Below are 23,173 nucleotides of genomic sequence, written 5' to 3' on the forward strand. Positions count from 1 at the left end.
GCCCGGACGCGCAAGTGCGCGCCCGGGCCTTTTCGTGGTTGCACAAGTCCAATGCTGGTAATAATTGTTAAACAGGAACTAAAAAGGTCGAAAAATTAACACAACTTAACAAGCGGGAGTAGGATCGTGGCCCCAGGTCGGGTGGACCCCCCGACCCTCCTTTCGCCTGGAGGTCCCATGCGCCATGTGGTTCCCTTCCTCCTCCCCGCCTGCCTCCTGGCCGCGCCGCCGGACCAGGCCCGCACCGATGCCCTGGTCCGCGAAGCCCAGAGCCACCTGGCCGCCCGGGCCTTCCAGATGGGCCTGGGCCCGCACGCGGGCTTCACCTTCCGGAACCTCGTCTCCGATGCCCTCGGCGAGGACCATGTCCGGCTCGACCAGGCCTACAAGGGGGTGCCCGTGCTCGAGGGCGAGGCCATCGTCCACTTCCGGAACGGCCGGGTGCGGGCGGTCACCGACGACCTGGTGCGCGGCCCGGCCCTCAACGTGGAGCCCACCCTGGGTCGGGCCGAGGTCCTGGCGGCGGCCCATGCGGCCCTGGCCCCCCGCGGCACCTACGCCCATGAACCCACCGCCACCCTGGTCGTGGCGGGCCTCGAGCCGGACGGCCCGGGCCGGGCCACGCGGTATGTCCTGGCCTACCACGTCCACACGGAGCTCGAGAATGGGGCCCAGGAGACGAAGCACACGGACTTCCTTGTGGATGCCCACACGGGCCGGATCCTGGAATCCTGGGACACCCTCCACACCGCCGGGACCAACGGCACCGGCCAGTCGCAGTGGTACGGGACCGTGAGCCTCAGCACCAACAGCACTGCCACCGGCTACGAGCTGCGGGACACCACCCGGGGCACGGGCGGCACCTTCGGGAACAACGTCACCACCAACCTGCTCAATGGCACCTCCGGCACGGGCACGATCTTCACCGACGCCGACAACGCCTGGGGCGACGGGCTGCAGTACAACGGCACGCCGGGCATGAGCGCGAACGCCCAGACCGCTGGGGTGGACGGCCACCGGGGCATGCAGGCCACGTGGGACTTCTATCTGAACGCCTTCAGCCGGAACGGCATCGACGATGCCGGCGGGGCCACCTTCAGCCGCATGCACTACAGCAGCCAGTACGACAACGCCTTCTGGTCGGACAGCTGCTTCTGCATGACCTATGGGGACGGCCAGGTGGGGGGCTCCGTGGGCGAGGCGGACCTGGACACGGCTGGCCACGAGATGAGCCACGGCGTGTGTTCCGCCACCGCCAACCTCCAGTACCGGCGGGAGTCCGGGGGCCTCAACGAGGCCAACTCGGATATCTTCGGCACCCTGGTGGAGTTCTACACCCTGAACAACAGCACCGGCAGCTTCATCCCCAGTACGGCGGGCCCGGGCCCCATCACGGCCAACTACATGCTGTTCGAGAACAGCTGGGGCCATGGCGGCACGCCCCTGCGGTGGATGTACAAGCCCAGCCTCGACGGCCGCAGCCCGGACTTCTACAGCAAGACGCTGGGCCGTCTGGATGTCCACTACAGCTCCGGCGTGGCCAACCACTTCTTCTTCCTCCTGGCCCATGGCAGCCAGGTGGATTCCCTCTCCGGCAACATCGCCTCGCCCATGACCAACGGCGTCACCAGCATCACCGGCATCGGCAACGACAAGGCCGGCCGCATCTGGTACCGGGCCCTCACCGTCTACATGACTAAGCGCACGGACTATGCCGGGGCGCGCGTGGCAACCCTGAATGCGGCCGCGGATCTCTACGGAGCCGCCTCCACCGAGTACGCCACCGTGAACACCGCCTGGCTGGCCGTGAACGTGAAGTAGGCACTCTTAGGCCTGCGCCGGCTTCGCAGGGTCGGCGCAGGCCTTCAGCACATCCAGCCAGGCCTTCAGCACGAAGGCTGTGGCTCCCCAGAGCGGCGCCTGGGGCAGCTCGAGCCTGGGCACATCGAGGGCCAGGCCATGCCGTTCGAGGCGCTCGATGGTCCAGGGGGCCTCCATGAGGGGCGCCAGGGGGAGCAGGAGGACCTGCTCGAGCTCGTGGTCCAGGCGGAAGCTGGGCTTCGGCTCCTCCCAGCGGAAGAACACCGGGGTGAACCGCACCCGGGCCTTGGCCACGCCGTCGGGGAAGCACCCGAGCTCCCAGAGGCCCGTGGACACGCCGATCTCCTCGGCCACCTCCCGCCTCGCCGTGGCGGGCAGGTCCCGGTCCCGGGGCTCCACCATGCCACCGGGGAAGGCGATTTCGCCGGGGTGGTGCGGCGCGCCGTAGCCCCGCTGGACCAGGATGATCTTGCGCGCGCCGGCGAGGTCGCCCCAGAGGATGACCCCGACCGCCGCGCGGCGCTGATCCTCGGGGATGCGGGCGCTGATCTTGTGGGGGTCGGGCCCGAGCTGGGGCCGCCGCAGGCTCTCGGCGATGCGGGCCCAGGGGACCGGCGGGGCTTCGTCGGGGGGACGCCAGGCGCTCATTTCACTTTCCCGAACACGGATCCCTTCACCCGCTCCACGGTGTAGACGCCGCGGATGCGGCGCAGGCCGGCCATGAGCTCCACCAGGTGGGTCCGGTCGCGCACCCGCAGGGCAATGTGGAAGAGGCCGGCCCCCTCCTCCGTGGCCGAGCCGTGGAAGCGCTGCACGTTGATGCCCACGCGCTGGATGCCTTCGGAGATGGCGGCCACCATGCCGGGCCGGTCCTCGGTGGTGAGGGCGATCTCCGTGTCGTAGAGCTCCGTCCCGTGCTTGCCCCAGGCCACGTTCACGCGGCGCTCGGGGTGCATGGTCCCCTTCGTGAGCTGGGGGCAGTCGGCCCGGTGGATGGCGGTGCCGCGGGTGCGGGTGATGTAGCCCACCACCTCGTCGCCCCAGATGGGCTTGCAGCAGGCGGCCAGGGCGTAGAGGATGCCGGCGGTGTCGCCCACCACCACCGAATCCATGAGGTTGGAGACGTTCTCCTTGGGTTTGGCGCGCTCGGGTTCGGGGACCAGGGGCTCGAGGAGCTTGTGGACCGTGATGCGGCCGAAGCCCAGGGCGGCATGGGCCGCGTCCCAGTTCGCCAGCTTCAGCTCCACCAGCCGCACCTCGAGCTTGGCCTGGGCCTCGGGGTCGTCCAGGCGCACGCCCAGGACCCGGGCTTCCCGCTCGAGCCGTTCCCGGCCGAGGGTGACAGCGTGGGCGCGCTCCTCCTCGCGGATGAAGGCCTGGATGCGGCTCTTGGCGCCCGCGGACTTGACGAAGCCCAGCCAGTCGCGGCTGGGCTTGTGGTCGGGCCGGGTGAGGATCTCCACGCGGTCGCCGTTCTGGAGCGTGTGCTTCAGAGGCACCATGCGCCCGTTCACCTTGGCGCCCACGCAGCGGTGGCCCACCTGGGTGTGGATGGCGTAGGCGAAGTCCACGGGCGTGCTGCCCTCCACCAGGCTGCGGAGGTCGCCCTTGGGCGTGAAGACCTGGATGCGGTTGAAGGTCAGCTCGCCGCGCAGGTTGGCCACCAGGTCGCGGCTGTCCTGGGCATCCTGGTGCAGCTCCACCATGCGGCGGAGGAAGGCCACCTGGTTGATCTCCAGGCGGTTGGCGATGCGGCCGTCCTTGTAGGTCCAGTGGCTGGCGATGCCGGCCTCGGCGTGGAGGTGCATCTCCTCCGTTCGGATCTGCACCTCGAAGATGTCGCCGGAGCTCATCAGCACCGTGGTGTGGATGCTCTGGTACCCGTTCTCCTTGGGCAGGCTGATGTAGTCCTTGAACTTGCCGGGCACGGGCCGGTAGAGGCCGTGGACGAGGCCCAGGGCCGTGTAGCAGCTGGCGCGGTCCGGGCAGATGATGCGGTAGGCCAGCCAGTCGTGGATGTCCTCGAAGCCCTTGGCCTGGGCGCCCATCTTCTTCCAGATGCCATAGAGGTGCTTGACTCGTCCGGTGACGTGGGCGTTGATGCCCTGCTGGCGGAGGATAGCCTGGAGCGAGCCGTGGATCTCCTGGATGGTGCCGGAGAGCTTGGCGCGCTTGGTCTCCACCGCGTTCTTGAGATATTCGTACTGCTCGGGCTCCAGCTGGCGGAAGGCCAGGTCTTCCAGCTCCAGGCGCACCACGCCCATGCCCAGGCGGTTGGCCAGGGGCGCGTAGAGCTCCAGCGTCTCGCGGGAGATGCGGCGGCGCTTCTCCTCCTCCATGACGCCCAGGGTCTTCATGTTGTGCAGCCGGTCCGCCAGCTTCACCAGCAGCACGCGCACATCCTTGCCCATGGCCACCAGCAGCTTGCGGACGTTCTCGGCGTTGAGCAGGTGCTTGTCCGTGAACGCCAGCTTGCTCATCTTGGTGAGGCCGTCGACGATCTCGCCGATCTCGTCCCCGAACTGCGCCTTCACCTGGGGCAGGGTCATGAGGGTGTCTTCCACCACGTCATGGAGGAGGCCGCAGGCCACGCTCACGGCGTCCAGCCGCCAGTCCGCCAGGCTCTGGGCCACGGCCAGGGGGTGGAAGAAATAGGGCTCGCCGCTCTTGCGGAGCTGGGTGGCGTGCATGTCCCGGCCCACGGTGTAGGCGCGGCGGAGCAGGGCCACGTCTCCGTTGGGGTGGTGCTTGAGGAAGGCCGCCTTCACCCGGTCAAAGGCCCCATCGAGGGTGAGGCAACTGTCCCCTTCGCAGGCCGAGCCTTCCCCCTCGCGGAGGACGGGCTCCAGGGTTTTCCCAGGCACGGCCATGGTTGAGTGTCGCGCAGGGGCGCTTCTGAATCCAGGCGGTTTATCGGACACTCGTGGGATGCCGCGCCGCTCCCCCCCTGATGATGCCTCCGCCTACAAGGGCTGGACCCGGCCCGGGCCCGTGCCTCCGGGCGGAGTGGACGCGGAGCCTGGCGAATCCCTGGACGGCCTCTGCGGGCGCTGGCGGATCTTCCAGCTGGAGAAGGGCAACCGCTTCAGCACGGATGATCTGGTGACCGCCTGGTACGGCACCGCCTGGTGTCCCCGGGCGGGCCGCATCGCGGACCTGGGCTCGGGCATCGGCAGCGTGGCCCTCATGGCCGCCTGGCGCTGCCCCGGCGCCGTGGTGCACACGGTCGAGGCCCAGGAGGCGAGCCTGCGCCTGGCCCGGAAGAGCATCCGCTACAACGGCCAGGAAGCCCGCATCTTCCCGCGCCTGGGCGACCTCCGCGATCCTGCCCTGTTCGAAGGCGAAGCCCCCTTCGATCTGGTGACGGGCACACCGCCCTACTGGCCCGAAGGCCACCGCCTGCCTGCGGCCCATCCCCAGTCCGTGCCCGCCCGCCTGGAGGTGCGCGGCAGCATCGCGGACTACGCCATGACCGCGGCCCGGATCCTGGCCCCGGGCGGAATCTTCGCCTGCGTCTTTCCAAATGATCAGCGCGACCGCGCGCTGGCCGCGCTGCGCGACGCCGGCCTGCTGTGCCTCCACCGCCGGGAGATCGTCTTCAAGGAGGGCGAGCCCTACGGCCTGGACGTCTTCGCCGCCGGCCGCCGCCAGGACTATCCCGAGGCTTTCGAAGCCCGCGCCCAGTGCCCCGAGGTCGAGCCCTCCATCCTCATCCGCCGCGCCGACGGCAGCGCGGACCCCGCCATCGCCGGCGTGAGGCTGGCCGTGGGGTTCCCGCCGGGCGTGTGACGCGGCTTAACATTAATTAACGGTTCTTAACATCTCTTCACAGGTGAGAAGAAGGAGAGGGCTATGTTGGGCTTCTTTCCTGCAAGAAGCCCCATGTCCCGGCATGTCGATATGGGCCTGCTCCTCAGTCTTCGCTCTGGGGCGCCCAGATTGAGAGAGAGATTCTCGAGTACCGTTCAGGGGCGAAAATCGACCGTTCGGGTGGAAACCTCTCTGAGCATTGTTAGGAAGGATATGGTTTCCCTTAACTATGGGGACTCCAAATGGTTCTGCGAATTTTTCGATTGTTCTTGCTCTGTCTGTCATTGGGTATGCCTGCCGTTGCCCAGAGCTACCAGACCTCTTTCTCGGATGTGAAGTTCGACAGGGCCAAGGGACCGGCCACCTTCCATGGCGGAGTGGAGGTGGATGCCGCCTCGGGGGCGGCGAGTCTCCACCTTCCCCTGGGGCCGGGGATCGGGGCGCGGGGATTGAACTTCCGGCCTGTGCTGTCGATGCGGATGGCCCCCCAGTTGGGGATCTCCTCGGCGGAGGAGAATGTCATCGTCCTTCCGGCCAGTGGCCAGTCCGACGCGCTCTGGGGCACCACCAGCATCGACACCCTCTATCAGCGCAGCTTCGGATCCGCTTCCCTCTCCCCTGGAAGTCTGGAGTTGGGCCCCCTGGTGAGCGCCTTTGACCGGAAAGCCACTTCCTACAGTCTGCCGGGTGGCGGCGGCGGCCGTGTGTTGGGTCAGGTTCCCGCTGGAGTGGACGTGACCACAGTACCGGCTCTGCTGACTCAGTTCGGGTTCGACGCCACGGTCGGCGTGGGCTTCGTGCCAGGACCAGTCGGGCGCACCACGAAGGTCCCACTCATCCAGATGGGGTCGGACGGCAGTCTGGTGGTGGCCCTCCGGGCGGCTGGGCCGTCCACCCAGCTCACCGACGAGGTGTCTGCCGATATCCAGAGGGATCCCTCCAGCACGTATCGCTGGGACCTTGCTGAGTGAAAGACGCTCTAGCTTGTGATGGGAGAAGCCCGACCTGTTGAGACCCGCGTAGAGGGTCATGAGGGAGCGGGTGATGATCCCGCGCTTGCGGGGAGGTAGCCCCGCCGCTGAGCTGGAACTGCCCAAGGTGGCGCGGCGGCTTCCAAAAGCCATCCTTACCGCCAAGGAAGCCGAAGCCGTTCTAGCCGTGCCTGACATCAAGACAGCCGTAGGGCTGAGAGACCGGGCAATCCTGGAAACCTTCTACAGCACGGGCATCCGGCGCATGGAGATGACCAAGCTGACCATCTCGGATGTAGACCGGGAGCGGGGGACGCTCTTCATTCGAGAGGGCAAGGGGAAGAAGGATCGAATGATCCCCATCGGGGATAGGGCTCTGGCATGGATCGCGGTGTATCGGGATCGTGCCCGTCCTGAGCTGCTGGGAGACAAGCCCGATGACGGAACCCTGTTCCTGAACAACCTCGGGAACCCCCTAAAGCCCTTTCACCTGACCATGCTGGCAAAGCGGTATGTCACCAAGGCAGGGATTGGGAAGGACGGTGCCTGCCACCTGTTCCGGCACACCATGGCAACGCTGATGCTGGAGAACGGGGCAGACATCAGATACATCCAGGACATGCTGGGTCATGCCAGCTTGGAGACCACTCAGGTCTATACCCGCGTGAGCATTCGGCGGCTCAAAGCTATCCATACGGCAACCCATCCGGGAAGGATGCCGGAGGTCGGGAAGCACGGGATGGAGGATGATCCCGAGCCTTCGGAAGAGGGTCAGCGTGGACAGAAGAACGAGGGAAGGGGCGGCATCGCGGGGATGCAACTTGCGACTCAGCGGATGGAGATGGTTTCCGGGTGGATGGAGTTCCTGAAGACCCAATCCTGGTAGGGTTCGACCGCAGAAGATCCTGCATGGTGCAGGCACGAGGTGAAACGAGAGCCAGGGCAAGCGTGAGCTTCACCTGAAGACGCATATCAGGGGGTCTCAAGTGCTACCCTGGCTGCAAGTTCTTTGAAAAGCCCGTGCAGTAAGCGTTTTCTGCGAGTAATCGTGGAGAGTGCGTCAGCGCACATACATGCAGGCTCGCTTCTACGTCCCCTGGTTCGGAAGGTTCGCCAGCCCCGACCCGGCGCGCGACCAGCACTTCGAGTTCACTCAGAGCTGGAACATCTACAGCTATGTTCGGAACAACCCGATCATGAGCGTGGATCCGACGGGTATGGTGGAAGAAGACAAGAAGGACGAGAAAAAGGCTGACGGAACACGACCCGGTCCAAATGATCGACCAGGTACCGCGGCAAAAGAGGTGTTACCTCAGCCGTCCGCGGAAACAAATACGGACTGCCGGCAATGCCATACCCCGGAAGATAAAGGGGCCCCAAAAACATGGGTCACCCCGACTCCGGATGGCGGAAATGATAAAGGTCACCTAGTGGATGATGGCAAAGGACATTTTCCAGGTCAGTGCGTCTCCCTGGTTAAGAAACAATCTGGAGCACCTTCAACGGGTGGGTGGCGGAAAGGGGCTCAGGTTAAAGGGAATGAAAAATTAGCGCCCGGAACCGCGATCATTGCAGTAAAGAATGGGCGTAATTGGGCTAAAGGCGGTCATACTGGTTTTTATCTAAAACAAGATGAAAAGGGACTTTATATGACGGACCAGTTTGTTACACGCGGAGATCACCCCGTTCAGACAAGATTCTATCCCTGGCAAAGTGGCAGATCGTCTTTCCAGAGTTCTGGTGACAATTATTATGTTTTGCTCACAAAACCTTAAGCTGAGGTGACTAAGATGAACAAGAATCTATTAATTACAGTATTAGCCTCACAGGTGGGTCTGTTTGCAGTCACACCCAATACCGCATGGGTGGTCCAGAAACAAGGTCAATCACTCACTGCGTGTCGAACAACCTTAAAGGCATTTGATTGTAATAATGTATCTTTTGATGTAGTGGTAGAAATTGCATACGCCAGTGATGATAACAAGACAGCTTCACTCAACGTAATCTTATCAAATGCTTCAAAATTTAAAAATTTAAACTTGAATGATTTTGATCCATGGGGTCCAAAACCCAAGTATAAAACATTTGAATTATTAGAAAAACATAAAAACAAAGCATTCCGTTTTTATGCAGAAGGGTCAAACACGACTGAATCGAGTTCTGATGAATTTTCTTTCAATATTTCAACAAGAAAAAAGAATAGCCAACTATATAAATTCCTGGAGGAAGCCTTAAACAGTAAAAGCGAATGGGTAATTACCATTACAAGTCCAGTCGATAAACATAAATATATTAAAATATCACTTAATTTTGATGGAGCTCATGATTTTATTGATAAAATCGTATTATAGCCCTCCAGCAAAGTCCCGAAGAGCCCTCGCTAACCTCGGGGGCTTTCTCGTGCCCACGCCCGTGAGTGTGTTCCCCCAGGAAAGGCACTGGCGCGTGCTTCGGCGCGTGCCTGCGAGGGCGTGTGAGGCTGGCAATCCAGCATCCCCGTGACCTGGTGCCCCTGTGCCGTGCTGCTGAATGCCGCGCTGGTGTTGGCTTTCCTGTGCAGGATGTCACCCGTGTGCAGCCGTGCCTGGACGCAGAAAGCCCCCGTGTGAGCGGGGCGATGACGGTATTCCTATCGTGTGGTCCAGCGGCTGCCAGCACGGAATGGAATTTAAGCGACTGCCCACTTGGGAGTCGACCCATATGGAACCCGTCACCAGGGCGGGTCCTCGTCTTTCAGGTCTTTCATCCAGGGGCTGGGTCCCAAGTCATCAGGTTCATCCGTGACCTACGGGACCTCAGGAAGCTAGTTGAACCGCACCTCCGACTGGGCCAGGGCGTAGGCGAAGCTGGCGAGGGCGGCGGCGTTCCAGGCGAGGTCGTCGGGGTTGACCTTGTCCACGGTGTCGGCCTGGGTGTGGTGGATGTCGAAGTAGTGGGTGGCGGCGTGGCCGACGCCGAGCCCGGGGACGCCTTCGGCCACCATGGGGCCCACGTCGGCGCCGGAGCCGCCCAGGCGGAGGTCGATGGTGCCGAAGGGCTCGAGGGCGTCCTTCTCGATCTTTTTCAGCGAGGCCAGGGCGCCCGCTTTGGCCTCCGGGTCGGCCTTGCGGAGGTCCAGGCTGAAGCCCTTGATGCGCTCGCTGCCGGAGTCGGTCTCGAAGGCCGCCACGATGTGCTTCAGCTCGGGGCGGTGGGCGTCGCGGTAGCCCAGGCCTCCGCGCAGGCCGTTCTCCTCGTTGGTCCAGAGCACCACGCGGAGGGTGCGGCGGGGCTTCAGGCCCAGGGACTGGATGAGCCGCACGGCTTCCATGGCGGTGACGGTGCCCGCGCCGTCGTCCTGGGCGCCCTGGCCCACGTCCCAGCTGTCCAGGTGTCCACTGAGGATCACCACCTCATCGGGCTTCTCGCTGCCGCGGATCTCGGCCACCACGTTGGCGGAGGGGGCGTCGGGGAGTGTCTTCGCGCCCATCTCGAGCCTCAGGCGGATGCGCTCGCCCCGGTCCTGCATGCGCCGCATCTGCGTGGACGTCTCGATGGTGACGGCGGCGGTGGGAATCTTCGGGAAGGCCGGGTCGTAGTCCATGACGCCGGTGTGCGGGGTGTCCAGGCTCACGGGGCCCACGGACCGCACCAGGGCGGCCACGGCGCCATACTTGGCGGCCCGGGAGGCGCCGTCGTGGCGGTAGGCCACCGTGCGGCCATAGCCCTGGAAGGGCACGTCGTAGAGGACGATCTTCCCCTTCACGGCGTCACCGAGCTTGTCGAGCTCGTCGAAGGACCCCACCACGACGACATCCGCCGTGAGGCCGCCCTCGGGGGTGCCCACGCTGCCGCCGAGGCCCAGCAGGTTCACCCGCTGGTGGGTGGGCAGCAGCAGTTCGGCGGACTCCTTCCCGCGCACCCAGTGGGGTACCATGACCTTTTCCGCATGGACATTGACGAGGCCTGCCGCCTTCAGCCGCCCCTGGGCCCAGTCGATGGCCTGGTCCAGCTGGGGCGAGCCGCTCAGCCGGTTCCCGATGCGGTCACAGAGCCAGGCGAGGTCCGCATAGGCGCCGTGGGTGCGGAAGGCCTCGGCGCGCAGCAGCTCGGCCGTGACATGGGCCGCCTGGGAAGGTGTCGGGAGCGGTGTCTCTGCGCCCAGGCAGGCAGCGGCTAGGAAGAGGAGGCAGCGGGCTGGTTTCATGCCTCATCTTACTTGGCAGATGTTCGGGCGCGGGATTTTTTTGCCAAGGGTCGGGTCAGGCTCACCCGGACCCGCATGCGGCCGCTGGCGTCTGTCTCCAGGATCTCCCAGGACAGGGGTCCGCTGCGGCCCTTGGGGTTCTCGCCGGGGCCCAGGTTGAAGGCCGCGTCATCCAGCTCCCAGCGGCCGCAGGGGAAGCGGGGCTTGGGCGGTTCGGGGCTGCCAGGGTGGGCGTCCACCACGCGCACAGGGCCCTGGGGCTCGTCGGGACTGAGCAGGGACGGATCGACGGTGGCCACCACCAGGCCTTCATGACCAGGCCCGAAGCGCCCGCCCACGCGGCCCCGCTCGAAGCCCCAGGGACGGCGCACCTCCAGGCTGAAGAAGCGGCCCTTCTTCCGGGGATCGGGCAGGGTCACCCACTGGGGATCGGCGCCGGGGGCGCGGGCGACCGGCGCGATCCAGCCCTCCCAGGACGGGCCCTTCACGGCGAGGCGGTTGACCAGGCCCCGGAACCAGCCGCGGTACCAAAGCTCCGATCGCACCCAGGCGGTGGGATGGGAGGGGCTGTAGCCGGTGTCCTCCACCCAGGGACCCTCTTCAGGGTGGGAGCGGTCCCAGCCGCGGTACTGGCCCGCGTCCATGAGGTCCCAGATGCCGGCCGTGAGGGGATCGCCGCAATCCAGGTAGAGGTCGTCCACGCGGTGCTCGCCCATGGCGTGGAAGGCTTCGTGGACGATGTTCCCCAGCGGGACTTCCTCGGTCATGAAGATCAGGGGCCAGCGCCGGGTCTTGTCCCAGGGCAGGGGCAGGAGGAGGCTCACGGCCTTGAGGTCGGCCTCGTCGGCGGTCAGCGACTGGGGCTTTCCGGGCGTGATGATCCAGAGGTGGTCGGGCTTGCCGTCCGGACGGACCGCGCCGGTGCGGTTGTCGAGGCGGTCGCAGTCGCCGAGATCCTCGCCCTGCAGGCGTTCGAGCACCCAGTCGGCCATGGCCATCTTGCGGTCGTCGGTCCTCGGGGCGGGGAAATCGGCGCTCCGGAGCTTGAGGAAGCGACCCTCGACAAGGGACACGGCCCCCTTGCTCACCTCGTACAGGTAGTTGGCCGCGCTGGCCACGCCAGGGCGGCGCGAGAAGATCAGCTCCCGCAGGGCACCATCCGGCAGCTTGGAGCCCTCATCCGTGAAGTCGAGGCGGACGATGAAGATGGCCTCCTTGCGGAACCTGGGCTCTGGGCTGAGGGCGATGTCGCCGCGCCACTCGGCGGCCGGCACCAGGTCGCGGCGCCAGCCATCCTTCTCCACCGCAAGGACCGCATCCTCGGGTTCCAGGTCCAGGTGGAAGCGTCCTTCCGCGTCCGTCAGCGCCAGGGGTGGATCTCCGGCAGGAGACACCCTCGGCTGCCGGTCCGGGTAGACGCGGACGCCGGCGAGGCCCCGGTGGCCATCCGTGACCCGGCCTTCCACGGAGGCGGCAGGGGCAGGGGCGGCGAGGGCCACAAGGAGCCCGAAGGCGGCTCCTCTTGTTCGGCGATGGCGTGCCTTCATGCCTGGCCGACCCGTTTCTGGAGCTGGGCCAGCCGGGCCAGGAGGGCCACCCGGCGGCGGGTTTCAGTGGCCACCAGCGGCTTTTCCAGGGCGTCGCACACGGGCTCGCGGAGGCGGGACCAGGCCTCGAGCTCGCCGGGATCGTGCAGGAGGAGGATGGGCAGGTCCCTCAGATCCTGCGATCGGCCCAGGGTCGTTGCAAGGTCCATGGCGCTGCCATTGGCCAGATCCGTGTCCAGCACCAGCACATCGGGGGATTCGGCGAGGATCTGGGCCCGGGCCTGGGCTTCGTCCTGGGCCTCCAGGAAGATCGCCTGGTCCTTGCCGAAGTGGTTCTGGACCTGGGTGAGCACCATGGAACTGGCAGACGCCACCAGCACCTTGGGGCGGGCGGGCGGCAGCGGACCGGTGCGGAGCGACAGGGCCCGCACGCGAAGGTGGGTCTGGATGCGCACCTGGAGGAGCAGGTTGCTGGCGGGCTTGCGGATGAAGTCATCCGCCCCGGCGGTGTAGCTGCGGTCCTTGGCGTCCCGGCTCAGGGCCGTCAGCACCAGCACGGGGATGTCCGCCGTGGCGGGATCCGTCTTGATGGCCTCGCAGGCCTTGAAGCCGTCCATGGACGGCATCACCACATCCATGATCACCATGTCGGGCTCGGGCCGGTCCGTCTGGAGGCGCGCCAGAGCCTCCTCGCCGTTCGCCGCCACGATCAGGCGGTGCCCCAGCGGCTGGATCTGCGCCTCCAGCAGCCGCCGCTGCAGGGCATTGTCTTCTACCATCAGGATGGTCATGGGAGACGCGAAGTGGGACAAGCGGACTCCTTGGCTCTCGGCCTTGAGGTTAAAGGTCCCATCGGCTCGGATCAACCACGGCTTGAGGCCCCAGTAGGTAAAACCCCGCAGACAGTGGGGGTTTCCAACAGTACAATGACCAGTTCGAGGTTCCTCAGTGGCTCATCCCAGTCTCATCCGCAATTTCTCCATCGTCGCACACATCGACCACGGCAAGTCGACGCTGGCGGACCGTCTCCTTGAACTCACCAAGACGGTGGCGCAGCGCGACATGCAGGCCCAGATTCTCGACGACATGGATCTGGAGCGGGAGCGGGGCATCACCATCAAGGCCCACGCGGTGACGCTGAAATACCTGGCGCTGGACGGTCAGACCTACACGCTGAACCTCATCGACACGCCCGGCCACGTGGACTTCACCTACGAGGTGAGCCGCAGCCTCGCCGCCTGCGAGGGCGCCATCCTGGTGGTGGACGCCACCCAGGGCGTGGAGGCCCAGACCCTGGCCAACACCTACCTGGCCCTGGAGAACGGGCTGGAGGTGTTCCCGGTGCTGAACAAGACCGACCTGCCCAGTGCGGACCCCGAGCGGGTGCTGGAGCAGATCGACACGGTCATCGGCCTGGTGGACACGGCCCACGCGGTGAACGTGAGCGCCAAGACCGGCGAGAACTGCGACCAGGTGCTCGAGCAGATCGTGAAGTGCATCCCGGCGCCCCAGGGCGATCCGGACGCGCCGCTGCAGGCCCTCGTCTTCGACTGCTACTACGATGCCTACCGGGGCATCGTGAACCTCATCCGCGTGGTGAACGGCACCCTGAAGGCGGGCGACCAGATCCGCTTCATGTCCACGGGCAGCGAGCACCGGGTGGACGAGATCGGCATCTTCGATCCCAAGATGGACAAGCAGGACACCCTGTCCGTGGGCGAGGTGGGCTACCTGGTGGCCAGCATCAAGTCGCTGGTGGACGTCAAGGTGGGCGACACCATCACCCACGCCGTGACCAACACCACCAAGCCGGCCAAGGAGATGCTGAAGGGCTTCAAGGAAATCCAGCCCGTGGTGTTCGCGGGCATCTTCCCCACCTCCAGCGACGACTTCGAGGATCTCCGCAACGCCATGGACAAGCTGCGCCTGAACGACAGCAGCTTCACCTACGAGCCCGAGACCTCCACCGCCCTGGGCTTCGGCTTCCGCTGCGGCTTCCTGGGCCTGCTGCACATGGAGATCGTGCAGGAGCGCCTGGAGCGCGAGTTCGACCTGGACCTCATCACCACGGCCCCCAGCGTGCGCTACCACGTGCACCTGACGGACGGCAGCGAGACCGCCGTGGACAACCCTTCGAAGCTGCCGCTGCTGCAGAAGATCGCGAAGATCGAGGAGCCCATCATCGAGGCCACCATCCTCACCCGAACCGACTTCGTGGGCGGCCTGCTGAAGCTCTGCGAGGAGCGCCGCGGCATCCAGCAGAAGCTGGAATACGTGAGCCAGGACCGCGTGATGCTCGTCTACGAGCTGCCCCTGAACGAGGTGGTCCTGGACTTCTACGACAAGCTCAAGTCCATCTCCAAGGGCTACGCCAGCTTCGACTACCACATGAAGCACTACACGGAATCCGACCTGGTGAAGATGGACATCCTGGTGAACAGCGAGGCCGTGGACGCGCTGTCCATCCTCGTCCACCGCAGCAAGAGCCAGACCCTTGGCCTGGCGCTCTGCCAGCGCATGAAGGAAGTGATCCCCCAGCAGCTCTTCGATGTGGCCGTGCAGGCCGCCATCGGCAGCAAGATCATCGCCCGGACCAACGTGAAGGCCCGCCGCAAGGACGTGCTCGCCAAGTGCTACGGCGGCGACATCAGCCGCAAGAAGAAGCTCCTCAACAAGCAGAAGGAAGGCAAGAAGCGGATGAAGGCCATCGGCAACGTGGAGATCCCCCAGGAAGCCTTCCTGGCGATCCTGAAGGTCGAGGGCTGAACCTCCCGGGTCGCCCCGATGGCCCGCCATTGGCAACGTGGAGATCCCGCAGGCCGAGTCTCAGCCGGGTGGCGAGCAGGCAGGGCTGAGTGCCCTGCCTCGAGCCGGCACCCGGCGAGGCGAGGGTTCCTGGCGGTCCTGAAAGTCGAGGGCTAGTCAGCCTTGCTGTTCTTGATCTCTCCGGATTCCACAAGGTTGGCGAGCAGGCGCTGGAGCTCGTCCTCGCCCAGGATGCCGCGTCGCTGGAAGAGGCGGACCATGCCCAGGACGATGGCGCGGGTCCCGTAGGATTCCAGGGTGGGCACCGACTCGCGGAGGGTGCGGCCGGGGATGAGGTCGGGAGGAGCCTCAGGCGGAGGATCCGCCTTCTCGAAGAACCGGAACGGATCGAGATCCGTGGTGTCGTAGGAGGGCGCGCCGGTGGCGTCGAAGAAGGGGTCCCGCGGGAAGGCGTGTTCTGCCGCGGGGCCGGGCGCGGGCACGGGCAGCGGGTTGAGGCTGAAGGTGACCGGGAGGGCCTCGTCTTCCTCGTGGGAGCCGCCCACGTCCACCGTGACCGGGGCCCCGGGAGCGGTCGCCTCGAGGTTCCGGTAGAGCTCCCCGATGGCCTTTCGCAGCGCGCTGTGCGAAGCCACCACGGGCTGGATGTGCAGCCCGGACGCGAACCGGGCGCTGTCCATGGCGTTCAGGTCCGACGGGTCGGACATGGCCAGCACGAGCGATTTCGGCTCCCGGGTGGCCACGGGAAGCACAGTGAACTGATCCGCCAGCCGGTGGGGGACCAGCTTCAGCACCTCGGGCGGCACCGCGAGGTTCCGCACGTCCATCTGGGGCACTCCGGCCTGCTGGCTGAGGAAGTCCATGAGGACCTCCTCGCTGATGTAGCCAAGGGCCACGAGGTTGCTGCCCAGGCGGCCCCGGGCGATCTTCTGGTGGGTGATGGCGCTCTGGAGCTGGGCCGGCGTGATGAGGCCCGATTCCACGAGCAGTTCGCCAAGCCGCTTGATCGGTTGCTGCATGAGGGAGTCCTGGGGACGTCGGTCTTCCGATGATGCACAGAGGGTGGCCCCCAAGGTAACGTCATTCAAGGCTTTTGTGGCCGGGAGGGTGCATGGATCCTGAAGAACTCTGGCGGGCGACCCTGCATGATTTCAACAATCTGCTGACGGGGCTCCAGAGTGTGGCGGATCTGGGTGATCCGACCCTCCCCTTCGATCCCCAGAACCACGCGCGGCTGGAGACGCTCCTGGAGGATGGGAATGTCCTCATCGCCATGGCCCGGGCTGTGGCACTGGGGCGGCTTCCCTATACGGAGCCCATCCCCTGGAGGGATTGGGAGGCGGGGTTGGGGAAGCGACTCGAAGCCGCGGGGACCCTTTTCCACTGCCCGGTCGGTTTGGTGGACGCCGGGGCCGATCAGGCATCCTGGCCGGCTCCCCTGCTCCAGGATTGGGTCGTGGCGTTCACGCGGCAGATCCTCCCCTGGGCTGCGCCTGGGCCCTTGCGCCTGGAGGCGGAAGCCGTGCCCGGGGCCTGGATCCTGCGGTGGTTCACGGACTCCCCGCTCCCGCCGTGCCTGGAGGCCGAGTGGCCGCGAGAGGCGCCACGCAGTCTGGCCGGGCTCTGGCTGCGCGGCATGGCTGATCACATGAACCTGGCGGTCGAGGCTGCGGACGGAATCCTTCGAGTCCGCATGCCGCAGCCCGACCCTTCGACTCCCGCACACAAGGAATCCTGATGTTGCAAGCCCTGCCTCCCGTTCCACCCGCGGCCGTGGTGGAGGTCACCGCCACGCGCTTTCCCGAGGATCCGGCCAAGGTGCCGGCTTCCATCACCGTGCTCACCGCCCGGGAGCTTGCCGATCGCGGCGCCACGGATTTGCGCGGGGCCATGGCCCTGCTGGCGGGCGTGTTCATCGCCCCCGGCGGCGACGGCGGCCCGGCCGGGAGCGTGCCGGAATTCTGGGGATTGAAGGAGTTCGACGCCTTCCTGCTCGTGGTGGACGGCGTGCCCTGGGGCGGTGCCTTCAATCCGGCCCTCGCCACCCTGAGCCTCGAGGGCGTCGAGCGCATCGAGGTCCAGCGGGGGGCCGCTCCGGTGATGTACGGCGCCACCTCCTTCGTGGGCGTCATCCACGTCATCCGCGGCCTGCCGCTGGACACGAAGGGTTCCGCCCGGCTGTCCGCGGGAAACCACGGAACCTTCGGGGGAGCCGTCAACCTGCGCCTCCCCGTCGGCCCCGCCGCGGACAGCACCCTCACGGTGGACCACGACACGCAGGGATTCGACGATCCGCGCACCGGCTTCAAGCGGAACCACCTTCTGTGGCGGAACCGCGTGCAGGCCATGGATGGGGTGGTCCGGTTCGATCTGGAGGGCACGGCTGTGGACCAGCAGCCCGCGAGCCCCTTCCCCCGGGTGGGCCGGGCGTTGACCGATCAGGTGCCGCTGGACGCCAACCACAACCCCGGCGGGGCCTTCCTGAACGACCGTCGCGTCACCCTCACCACAGGCTACGACCGGGCTCTGGATGCCGCCGTGCTCTGGTCCACCACGCTGTCGGCCTCCCGGGCGCGGCAGGATGCCTTCCGGGGCTTCCTCACGGACGTGGCCACGACCGCTCCCAACGCGCATGGCTTCCGGGAGCGCATGGACCTCACGGATTTCTATCTCGACACGCACCTCGCGTGGACGGGCGGAGCCGGCCTCAAGGTGGTGGCGGGCCTGGACCATCTGCATGGGCAGGGCCGGGCCCGCGGCGGGGACTTCGACTACGTGGTGAACCTCGACGGCTCCGGCGCGCCGGATGCCTCCGCCACGCCCAGCCAGGTGGACATCCGCATCGACGACCGGCGGGACTTCACGGGCCTCTACGCCTTCGCCCAGTGGCAGGCCGCGCCGCGCCTGACGCTGGAGGCGGGCCTTCGCCTCACCCGGGCCGAGGAGACGCGCCGGGCCGCCACGCTGGACTTCGCGAGCGGGGCCCTCGACACCGGCGCGGACGCCCGCACCACCACCCGGCTGGGCGGCAGCGCCGGGGCCACCTGGACCGCCTGGCAGGCCGGCGAGGATCGCGTGAACCTGTTCGGGGGACTGCGCAGCACCTTCAAACCCGCGGCCATCGACTTCGGCCTGGACAGCTCCGCGCAGATCCTCAAACCCGAAACCGCCACCAGCTACGACCTGGGCGCCAAGGCCGACCTCCTGGGGCGCCGCCTGGCCCTGGAAGTCAGCTTCTTCCTCATGGACTTCGAGAACCTGGTGGTGCCCCAGAGCGTGATCGATCCGGCCACCGGGACGGCGTCGCCGGTGCTCGCCAACGCCGGAACCGAGCGCTTCCAGGGCGTGGAGGCGTCGGCCTCCTGGCGCTTCGCCGGCGCCCTCGCGGCCCGCCTGGCCTACAGCTACCACGACGCCCGGTTCCGGGACTACGCCAAGGATTTCGGCGACGGCACGCTCACGCAGCTGGCGGGGAAGCGGCTGGAGATGTCCCCCTACCACCTCGGCGGCCTGGGCATCTCCTACGCCCCGGCCCATGGCTTCACGGCTTCCGCGGAGATGGCCTACACCGGCGCCGCCTTCCTCAACCAGCGCAACACCGCGCCCACCGGCGGCTACGCCACCTACGGCGCCAGTCTCGGCTGGCGCGAAAAGGCCTGGGAGCTCCGCCTGGACGGCCGCAACCTCACGGACCGCCGCAAACCTGTGGCCGAGAGCGAGCTGGGCGATAGCCAGTACTACCTGCTCCCCGGCCGCCAGCTCGGCCTGAGCGCCCGGTACCGGTTCTGAGGTCCTGAATAACGAGGACAGGATGAACAGGATTCAGAAGCTCGGCTCGAATTCTGTTCATCCCCGGAAATCCTGTTACCGATGATCGGTGAGGCTCTGCCTGACAAAGCTGGAACCGCAGAGAACGCGGAGAACGCAGAGGCGTCCAGGCCAGGACATCCGGGCCTCCGGCCCCGGGCCGCGCATCGCGCGACCCGTTTTTCGGGCGGCGGTTGTGGCGGCCCTTGAAAGTCGCCTGGAGCCGCCGCCCGAGAAAGGATGTCTGCGGTGGGTCGAGTACCCTCTGCGCTCTCCGTGCACCCAAAGGGCGTCTCTGCGCCCTCTGCGTTCCTCTTTTTTATCGGAGTTTGGCTGGTCATCAGGTTCGATTGATCCTTTCCAAGCATCTTTTCCCGTAAAATCGAAGGTTTGGACGGACGCATGAAGTTCCACATCGAGACCTGGGGCTGCCAGAACGGGGCCCCCTCCACGATCCGGCGAAGCCGGGGAGTGGGAGCGCGGCGCGGGGCGCCGTGCGATCGGGGGGTAGTCCCCTTCATCCAGCAGCCCCAGAACCGAGGCCTTGCATGAAGTTCCACATCGAGACCTGGGGCTGCCAGATGAACGACCACGACGGCGAGAAGCTGTCGGGACTGCTGTCGGCGGAGGGGTTCGAGGCGGTGGACGCGGCGGAGGACGCGGAACTGGTGCTGCTGAACACCTGCTCCATCCGCGAGAAGGCCGTCCACAAGGTCTATTCGGAGCTGGGCCGCCTGCGGGAGGAGAAGCAGCGGCGCCCCCTGCTGGTGGGCGTCACCGGCTGCCTGGCCCAGCAGGAGCAGGCGGCCCTCTTCAAGCGCGCCCCCCACATCGACTTCGTGCTGGGCACCATGGCGCTGAAGCAGCTGCCGCGCCTGGTGGCCGAGGCCCGGGCCGGCAAGACCCGCGTCATGGACACGGGCGAGTACCCGGACAACCACCTGTTTCCGCCCTCGGTGGCCCGGCGCCGCGACACGGCCAAAGCATTGGTGACCATCACCGAGGGGTGCAACCACGCCTGCACCTACTGCATCGTGCCCACCACCCGCGGGGCCGAGCGCCACCGCCCCTTCGAGGATGTGGTGGCCGAGGTCCGGGGTCTGGTCGAGCGCGGCTACCGCGAGGTGGAGCTGCTGGGCCAGAACGTGAACAGCTACGCCGGCGGCTGCACCTTCGCCGACCTGCTGGAGCGCGTCTCCGAGGTGGATGGCCTGGAGTGGATCCGCTTCACCACCAGCCACCCCATGAACTTCACCAAGGGTCTGGCGCGGGTGCTCGCCACCAATCCGAAGGTCGCCCCCTTCCTGCACCTGCCCCTGCAGAGCGGGAGCGACCGGGTGCTGCGCCGCATGCTGCGCGAGTACACCGTGGCCGAGTACCTCGAGCGCCTGGGCTACCTGGGCGAGGCCCGGTCGCGCATCTGCCTCAGCACGGACTTCATCGTGGGCTTCCCCGGGGAGACGGACGAGGACTTCGAGGACACCATGCGGGTGCTGGACCAGGTGGCCTTCGACGCCTCCTTCAGCTTCATCTACTCGCCCCGCCCCGGCACGCCCTCCCTGCGCCTCAAGGACGACCTGCCCATGGCCGTGAAGTCCGAGCGTCTGGCTCGCCTGCAGAAGCGCCAGACCGAGCTGACCCGGGCCAGCAACCAGCGCTTCGTGGGCCGCGAGATCCCCGTGCGCGTCGAGACCCACGGCCCCACCGAGCATGGCTGGTGGCTGGCCCGCAGCGGCGAGTGGAAGACCGTGCACCTGGCCGCCGGTCCTGGCCGGGAGCTGCCCTTCGGCGAGCTGGTGCAGGCGAGAATCACCCTGGCCAGCCCGCACTTCCTGGGCGCGGAGCTGGTGTAGAAGCTGTCAACTATCGGCTGTCAGCGTGATCGTGAGGTTCCAGCGACGGGTGGCGCCGGGGGGCAGGGTGAAGGCACCGGGCTTGGCGACGAAATCCCCGTTCCAGTCCGCGGGATCGGCGTGGCCCTCCCAGGGCTCGAGGCAGAGGAAGGCGGGGCCGGGATCCGGCTTGGCCCAGATCCCGAGGTGGGGGAAGCCCTCCCAGCGCAGCTCCAGGCCGGGGCCGCCCTCCGCCTCGAAGCTGAGGCTGCGGCTTCGGGGTTCGAGGAAGATCAGGGCATCCTCCCGGAACAGCCCCTCGTCCAGCGGCAGCAGCCGATTCTGGATTGGGGTGGGGCGCGGCGCGGGATCCAGCAGGCCGTCGGTGTCCAGGCGGTGCAGGGCGCCGGGCTCGTCGGCCTCGAAAACCAGCCGGTGCGTCGCCTTCGCCAGGCCCGGGGCCAGGGGCCAGCGGAAGGCCGGGTGGAGGCCCAGGCTGGCGGGCAGGGGCGCCTCTCCGGGATTGCGGAGGGCCAGGTCCATGCGCAGCGAGGTGCCGGTCAGCGTGTAGGCCACCCGCAGGAGGAAGGGGAAGGGATAGGCGGCGCGGGTGGCTTCGTCATCCCGCAATTCGGCGGTGCAGGTGGTCGTGGTGCCTTCGATGAGCGTGAAGTCCCGGTCCCGGGCGAAGCCGTGGCGGGGAATGGGAAACGCCTTCCCCCCGTGCCGCAGGGTATCGCCCTTGACCCGTCCCACGATGGGGAAGAGCAGGGGGGCATGGCGTGGCCAGAGGGGGCCCGCCTCCCAGAGGAGGTCGTGCCCGCCCAGGCGCAGGGACTGGAGCTCGGCGCCCTTCGCGGCGATGAGAGCTTCGGCTTCGCCGGTGTGCAATCGGTGGATGTCCATGCACGAGATTATCGCCGCCGTGGTAGATTGCCCGCCTAGCCGCTTTCCTCCGGGAGCCCTCTATGCCTTTCACGGCGGACGTCATCGCGACGACCCTCCACGCGCCCCTGGCCAACGTGGAGAAGAACTGGCCCCTGGTGGTGGAGGCCCTGGCCGCCCTCAAGATCCAGGATGCCGCCACGGAGGTGGCCGCCATCGCCACCATCGGGGCGGAAAGCTACCTGTTCGCCCCGGAGCGGGAACAGGGCAGCGAGGCTTATTTCCGCCGCATGTACGAGTTCAAGCGCGCCCTGGGCAACACGGAGCCCGGCGACGGCGCCAGGTTCTGCGGCCGCGGCTTCATCCCCGTGCTGGGCCGGGCCGAGTACGCCAGGTTCGGGAAACTGGTGGGCGTCGACCTGGTGGAAGACCCTGAACGGGCGCTGGATCCGGCCCTTGCGGCCCGGATCCTGGCCTACGACTTCATGCTCAAGGAGGTCCCCAAGGCCGCCGCGGAGGGCGACTGGGTGAAGGTCCACCGGCTGGTCCGCGGCGACCTCTCCGGCTGGAAGCGGTTCAACGGGATCCTCATCCCCCTGCTGAAGCTGATGGCCGAGCCGGGGTGAGCATCCAGTCTTGGTGCGCCCGACCAGACTCGAACTGGTACTCCGTTTCCGGAAGCGGATTTTAAGTCCGCGGCGTCTGCCATTCCGCCACGGGCGCAGGGTTCCAGCCTAACGGGGCCCGCGGGCCCGTGGTAGCGTCGAGCCATGGGGATCCGTTCCGTCGCGCTGCCGCTCCTGGTGGCCCTCTCTGCCCCCTCGGCCGCCCAGGCGAGGGATCTCCGCGAGTTCTACCGGGAACGCTGCCTGGTCTGTCACGGGGCGGATGGCACGGGACGCGGCCCCAACGGAGTCCGGCTGGGAGGTCGGAACCTCGCGGATGGTCGCTGGTTCGCCCGCCAGGAGGTCGCCGCGCTGGCGGCTTCCATTCTCAAGGGCCGGGGCGCGATGCCGGGATTCGGCCGCCAGCTCTCAGAGGGGGATGCCCGGCGCCTGGTGGCCGACGTGCTGCGCCCCTTGGCTGCGCACAAAAAACCCTGAGGGGCCCTTGCGGAGGCCCGCTTCAGGCCCATGCTGGGCACGTGTTCCAACATTCATCGAGGTGGCCATGCGGGTCGGTGTGATGATCCTCGCCCTTCTGATTCCGATCGGTCTCGCGGCCCAGGCGCCCATGAAATCCGTGGACGAGCTGCGGGCCTTCTTCGCCGAGAACTGCGTCAAGTGCCACGGACCCGATGGCTCCGCCCACAGCGCCGAGGGGAAGAAGCTGGGTGGTTTCGATTTCACGGATGCGAAAATGGCCGCGAAGGAAACGGACGCGGACATGATCAAGACCATCCGCAAAGGCATCTTCTTCGGCCTTGTCATGCCTTCCTTCAAGGCCAAGCTGACGGAAGACGACGCGGCCCTCCTGGTGAAGGAGGTCCTCAGGAAGGCCGAGAAGGGCAAAGCCATCGCGCCGAAGGCAGGGACGGGCCGATAGGAT

General features: G+C 66.7%; 20 protein-coding genes and 1 tRNA gene. 13 read left to right on the forward strand and 8 right to left on the reverse strand.

The window, feature by feature from the left end:
* Positions 1-177 precede the first annotated feature (177 nt).
* Positions 178-1,821 carry a M4 family metallopeptidase gene (locus tag MLJ35_RS15805; RefSeq protein ID WP_275976293.1) on the forward strand — a complete coding sequence of 548 codons (1,644 nt, stop codon included), beginning with the start codon at positions 178-180 and terminating at the stop codon, positions 1,819-1,821.
* A 6-nt stretch (positions 1,822-1,827) separates the two neighbouring features.
* Here the strand turns inward: MLJ35_RS15805 and MLJ35_RS02675 are convergent, their stop codons facing one another.
* Both MLJ35_RS02675 and MLJ35_RS02680 read right to left on the reverse strand, forming a co-directional pair.
* Entirely contained in the window at positions 1,828-2,469 is a 642-nt protein-coding gene (locus MLJ35_RS02675) for an NUDIX hydrolase (RefSeq protein ID WP_243320343.1), read from the reverse strand.
* Entirely contained in the window at positions 2,466-4,685 is a 2,220-nt protein-coding gene (locus MLJ35_RS02680) for a RelA/SpoT family protein (RefSeq protein WP_243320344.1), read from the reverse strand. Before MLJ35_RS02680 ends, MLJ35_RS02675 begins: the two co-directional genes overlap by 4 nt.
* 64 nt (positions 4,686-4,749) lie before the next feature.
* On the opposite strand from MLJ35_RS02680, the gene MLJ35_RS02685 reads away from it, so the two are divergent.
* The 5 genes from MLJ35_RS02685 (at position 4,750) to MLJ35_RS02705 (ending at position 8,953) form a co-directional block, all read left to right on the forward strand.
* Positions 4,750-5,610, forward strand: coding sequence for a tRNA1(Val) (adenine(37)-N6)-methyltransferase (locus tag MLJ35_RS02685; protein ID WP_243382779.1), 861 nt, complete (start codon positions 4,750-4,752; stop codon positions 5,608-5,610).
* A 311-nt stretch (positions 5,611-5,921) separates the two neighbouring features.
* Entirely contained in the window at positions 5,922-6,602 is a 681-nt protein-coding gene (locus MLJ35_RS02690; protein WP_243382781.1) for a hypothetical protein, read from the forward strand.
* Between the two features lie 73 nt (positions 6,603-6,675).
* Positions 6,676-7,488, forward strand: a complete 813-nt coding sequence (locus MLJ35_RS02695; RefSeq protein WP_243382783.1) for a tyrosine-type recombinase/integrase — start codon at positions 6,676-6,678, stop codon at positions 7,486-7,488.
* A gap of 169 nt (positions 7,489-7,657) precedes the next feature.
* Positions 7,658-8,377 carry a BPSL0067 family protein gene (locus MLJ35_RS02700; protein ID WP_243382784.1) on the forward strand — a complete coding sequence of 240 codons (720 nt, stop codon included), beginning with the start codon at positions 7,658-7,660 and terminating at the stop codon, positions 8,375-8,377.
* 15 nt (positions 8,378-8,392) lie between these two features.
* Positions 8,393-8,953 carry a hypothetical protein gene (locus MLJ35_RS02705; RefSeq protein WP_243382786.1) on the forward strand — a complete coding sequence of 187 codons (561 nt, stop codon included), beginning with the start codon at positions 8,393-8,395 and terminating at the stop codon, positions 8,951-8,953.
* 452 nt (positions 8,954-9,405) lie between these two features.
* On the opposite strand, the gene MLJ35_RS02710 is transcribed toward MLJ35_RS02705, so the two are convergent.
* Genes MLJ35_RS02710 through MLJ35_RS02720 form a run of 3 tightly spaced genes read right to left on the reverse strand, consistent with a single transcriptional unit; the run spans position 9,406 to position 13,147 of the window.
* Complete coding sequence (locus MLJ35_RS02710) at positions 9,406-10,788, reverse strand: M20/M25/M40 family metallo-hydrolase (RefSeq protein ID WP_243382787.1); 1,383 nt, start codon at positions 10,786-10,788, stop codon at positions 9,406-9,408.
* An 8-nt stretch (positions 10,789-10,796) separates the two neighbouring features.
* A complete protein-coding gene (locus MLJ35_RS02715) occupies positions 10,797-12,287 on the reverse strand; it encodes a carboxypeptidase-like regulatory domain-containing protein (RefSeq protein WP_243382789.1) in 1,491 nt (496 codons plus the stop codon).
* 44 nt (positions 12,288-12,331) lie between these two features.
* Complete coding sequence (locus MLJ35_RS02720) at positions 12,332-13,147, reverse strand: response regulator (protein WP_243382791.1); 816 nt, start codon at positions 13,145-13,147, stop codon at positions 12,332-12,334.
* Between the two features lie 136 nt (positions 13,148-13,283).
* Between MLJ35_RS02720 and lepA the strand changes: the two genes are divergently transcribed.
* Positions 13,284-15,101, forward strand: a complete 1,818-nt coding sequence (lepA, locus tag MLJ35_RS02725; RefSeq protein ID WP_243382793.1) for a translation elongation factor 4 — start codon at positions 13,284-13,286, stop codon at positions 15,099-15,101.
* 152 nt (positions 15,102-15,253) lie between these two features.
* Here the strand turns inward: lepA and MLJ35_RS02730 are convergent, their stop codons facing one another.
* The gene (locus tag MLJ35_RS02730; protein WP_243382795.1) at positions 15,254-16,120 is read right to left on the reverse strand and encodes a cyclic di-GMP-binding domain-containing protein, MshE-related; all 867 of its coding nucleotides are present in this window, start codon (positions 16,118-16,120) and stop codon (positions 15,254-15,256) included.
* A gap of 92 nt (positions 16,121-16,212) precedes the next feature.
* On the opposite strand from MLJ35_RS02730, the gene MLJ35_RS02735 reads away from it, so the two are divergent.
* The 3 genes from MLJ35_RS02735 (at position 16,213) to miaB (ending at position 20,761) form a co-directional block, all read left to right on the forward strand.
* Positions 16,213-16,839 (forward strand): hypothetical protein, encoded by a 627-nt coding sequence (locus MLJ35_RS02735; protein ID WP_243382797.1) that lies wholly within the window; start codon positions 16,213-16,215, stop codon positions 16,837-16,839.
* Positions 16,839-18,890, forward strand: a complete 2,052-nt coding sequence (locus MLJ35_RS02740) for a TonB-dependent receptor (protein ID WP_243382798.1) — start codon at positions 16,839-16,841, stop codon at positions 18,888-18,890. Before MLJ35_RS02735 ends, MLJ35_RS02740 begins: the two co-directional genes overlap by 1 nt.
* A gap of 566 nt (positions 18,891-19,456) precedes the next feature.
* Positions 19,457-20,761 (forward strand): tRNA (N6-isopentenyl adenosine(37)-C2)-methylthiotransferase MiaB, encoded by a 1,305-nt coding sequence (gene miaB, locus MLJ35_RS02745; RefSeq protein WP_243382800.1) that lies wholly within the window; start codon positions 19,457-19,459, stop codon positions 20,759-20,761.
* A gap of 6 nt (positions 20,762-20,767) precedes the next feature.
* Here the strand turns inward: miaB and MLJ35_RS02750 are convergent, their stop codons facing one another.
* Positions 20,768-21,646 carry an aldose 1-epimerase family protein gene (locus tag MLJ35_RS02750; protein WP_243382802.1) on the reverse strand — a complete coding sequence of 293 codons (879 nt, stop codon included), beginning with the start codon at positions 21,644-21,646 and terminating at the stop codon, positions 20,768-20,770.
* A 62-nt stretch (positions 21,647-21,708) separates the two neighbouring features.
* Here MLJ35_RS02750 and MLJ35_RS02755 point away from each other — a divergent pair, with 62 nt between their 5' ends.
* Positions 21,709-22,251, forward strand: coding sequence for a hypothetical protein (locus MLJ35_RS02755; RefSeq protein WP_243382803.1), 543 nt, complete (start codon positions 21,709-21,711; stop codon positions 22,249-22,251).
* A gap of 11 nt (positions 22,252-22,262) precedes the next feature.
* Here the strand turns inward: MLJ35_RS02755 and MLJ35_RS02760 are convergent.
* Positions 22,263-22,348 (reverse strand) — tRNA-Leu (locus MLJ35_RS02760).
* Positions 22,349-22,395: 47 nt separating this feature from the next.
* Between MLJ35_RS02760 and MLJ35_RS02765 the strand changes: the two genes are divergently transcribed.
* Together MLJ35_RS02765 and MLJ35_RS02770 are read left to right on the forward strand one after the other, a co-directional pair.
* Positions 22,396-22,728, forward strand: a complete 333-nt coding sequence (locus MLJ35_RS02765) for a c-type cytochrome (protein ID WP_243382805.1) — start codon at positions 22,396-22,398, stop codon at positions 22,726-22,728.
* Positions 22,729-22,795: 67 nt separating this feature from the next.
* Positions 22,796-23,170: a c-type cytochrome gene (locus tag MLJ35_RS02770; protein ID WP_243382807.1), complete on the forward strand. Its 375-nt coding sequence runs from the start codon at positions 22,796-22,798 to the stop codon at positions 23,168-23,170.
* The last annotated feature ends 3 nt before the right edge of the window (positions 23,171-23,173 follow it).

The sequence above is a fragment of the Geothrix alkalitolerans genome, from assembly GCF_022808885.1.
Classification (GTDB): domain Bacteria; phylum Acidobacteriota; class Holophagae; order Holophagales; family Holophagaceae; genus Geothrix; species Geothrix alkalitolerans.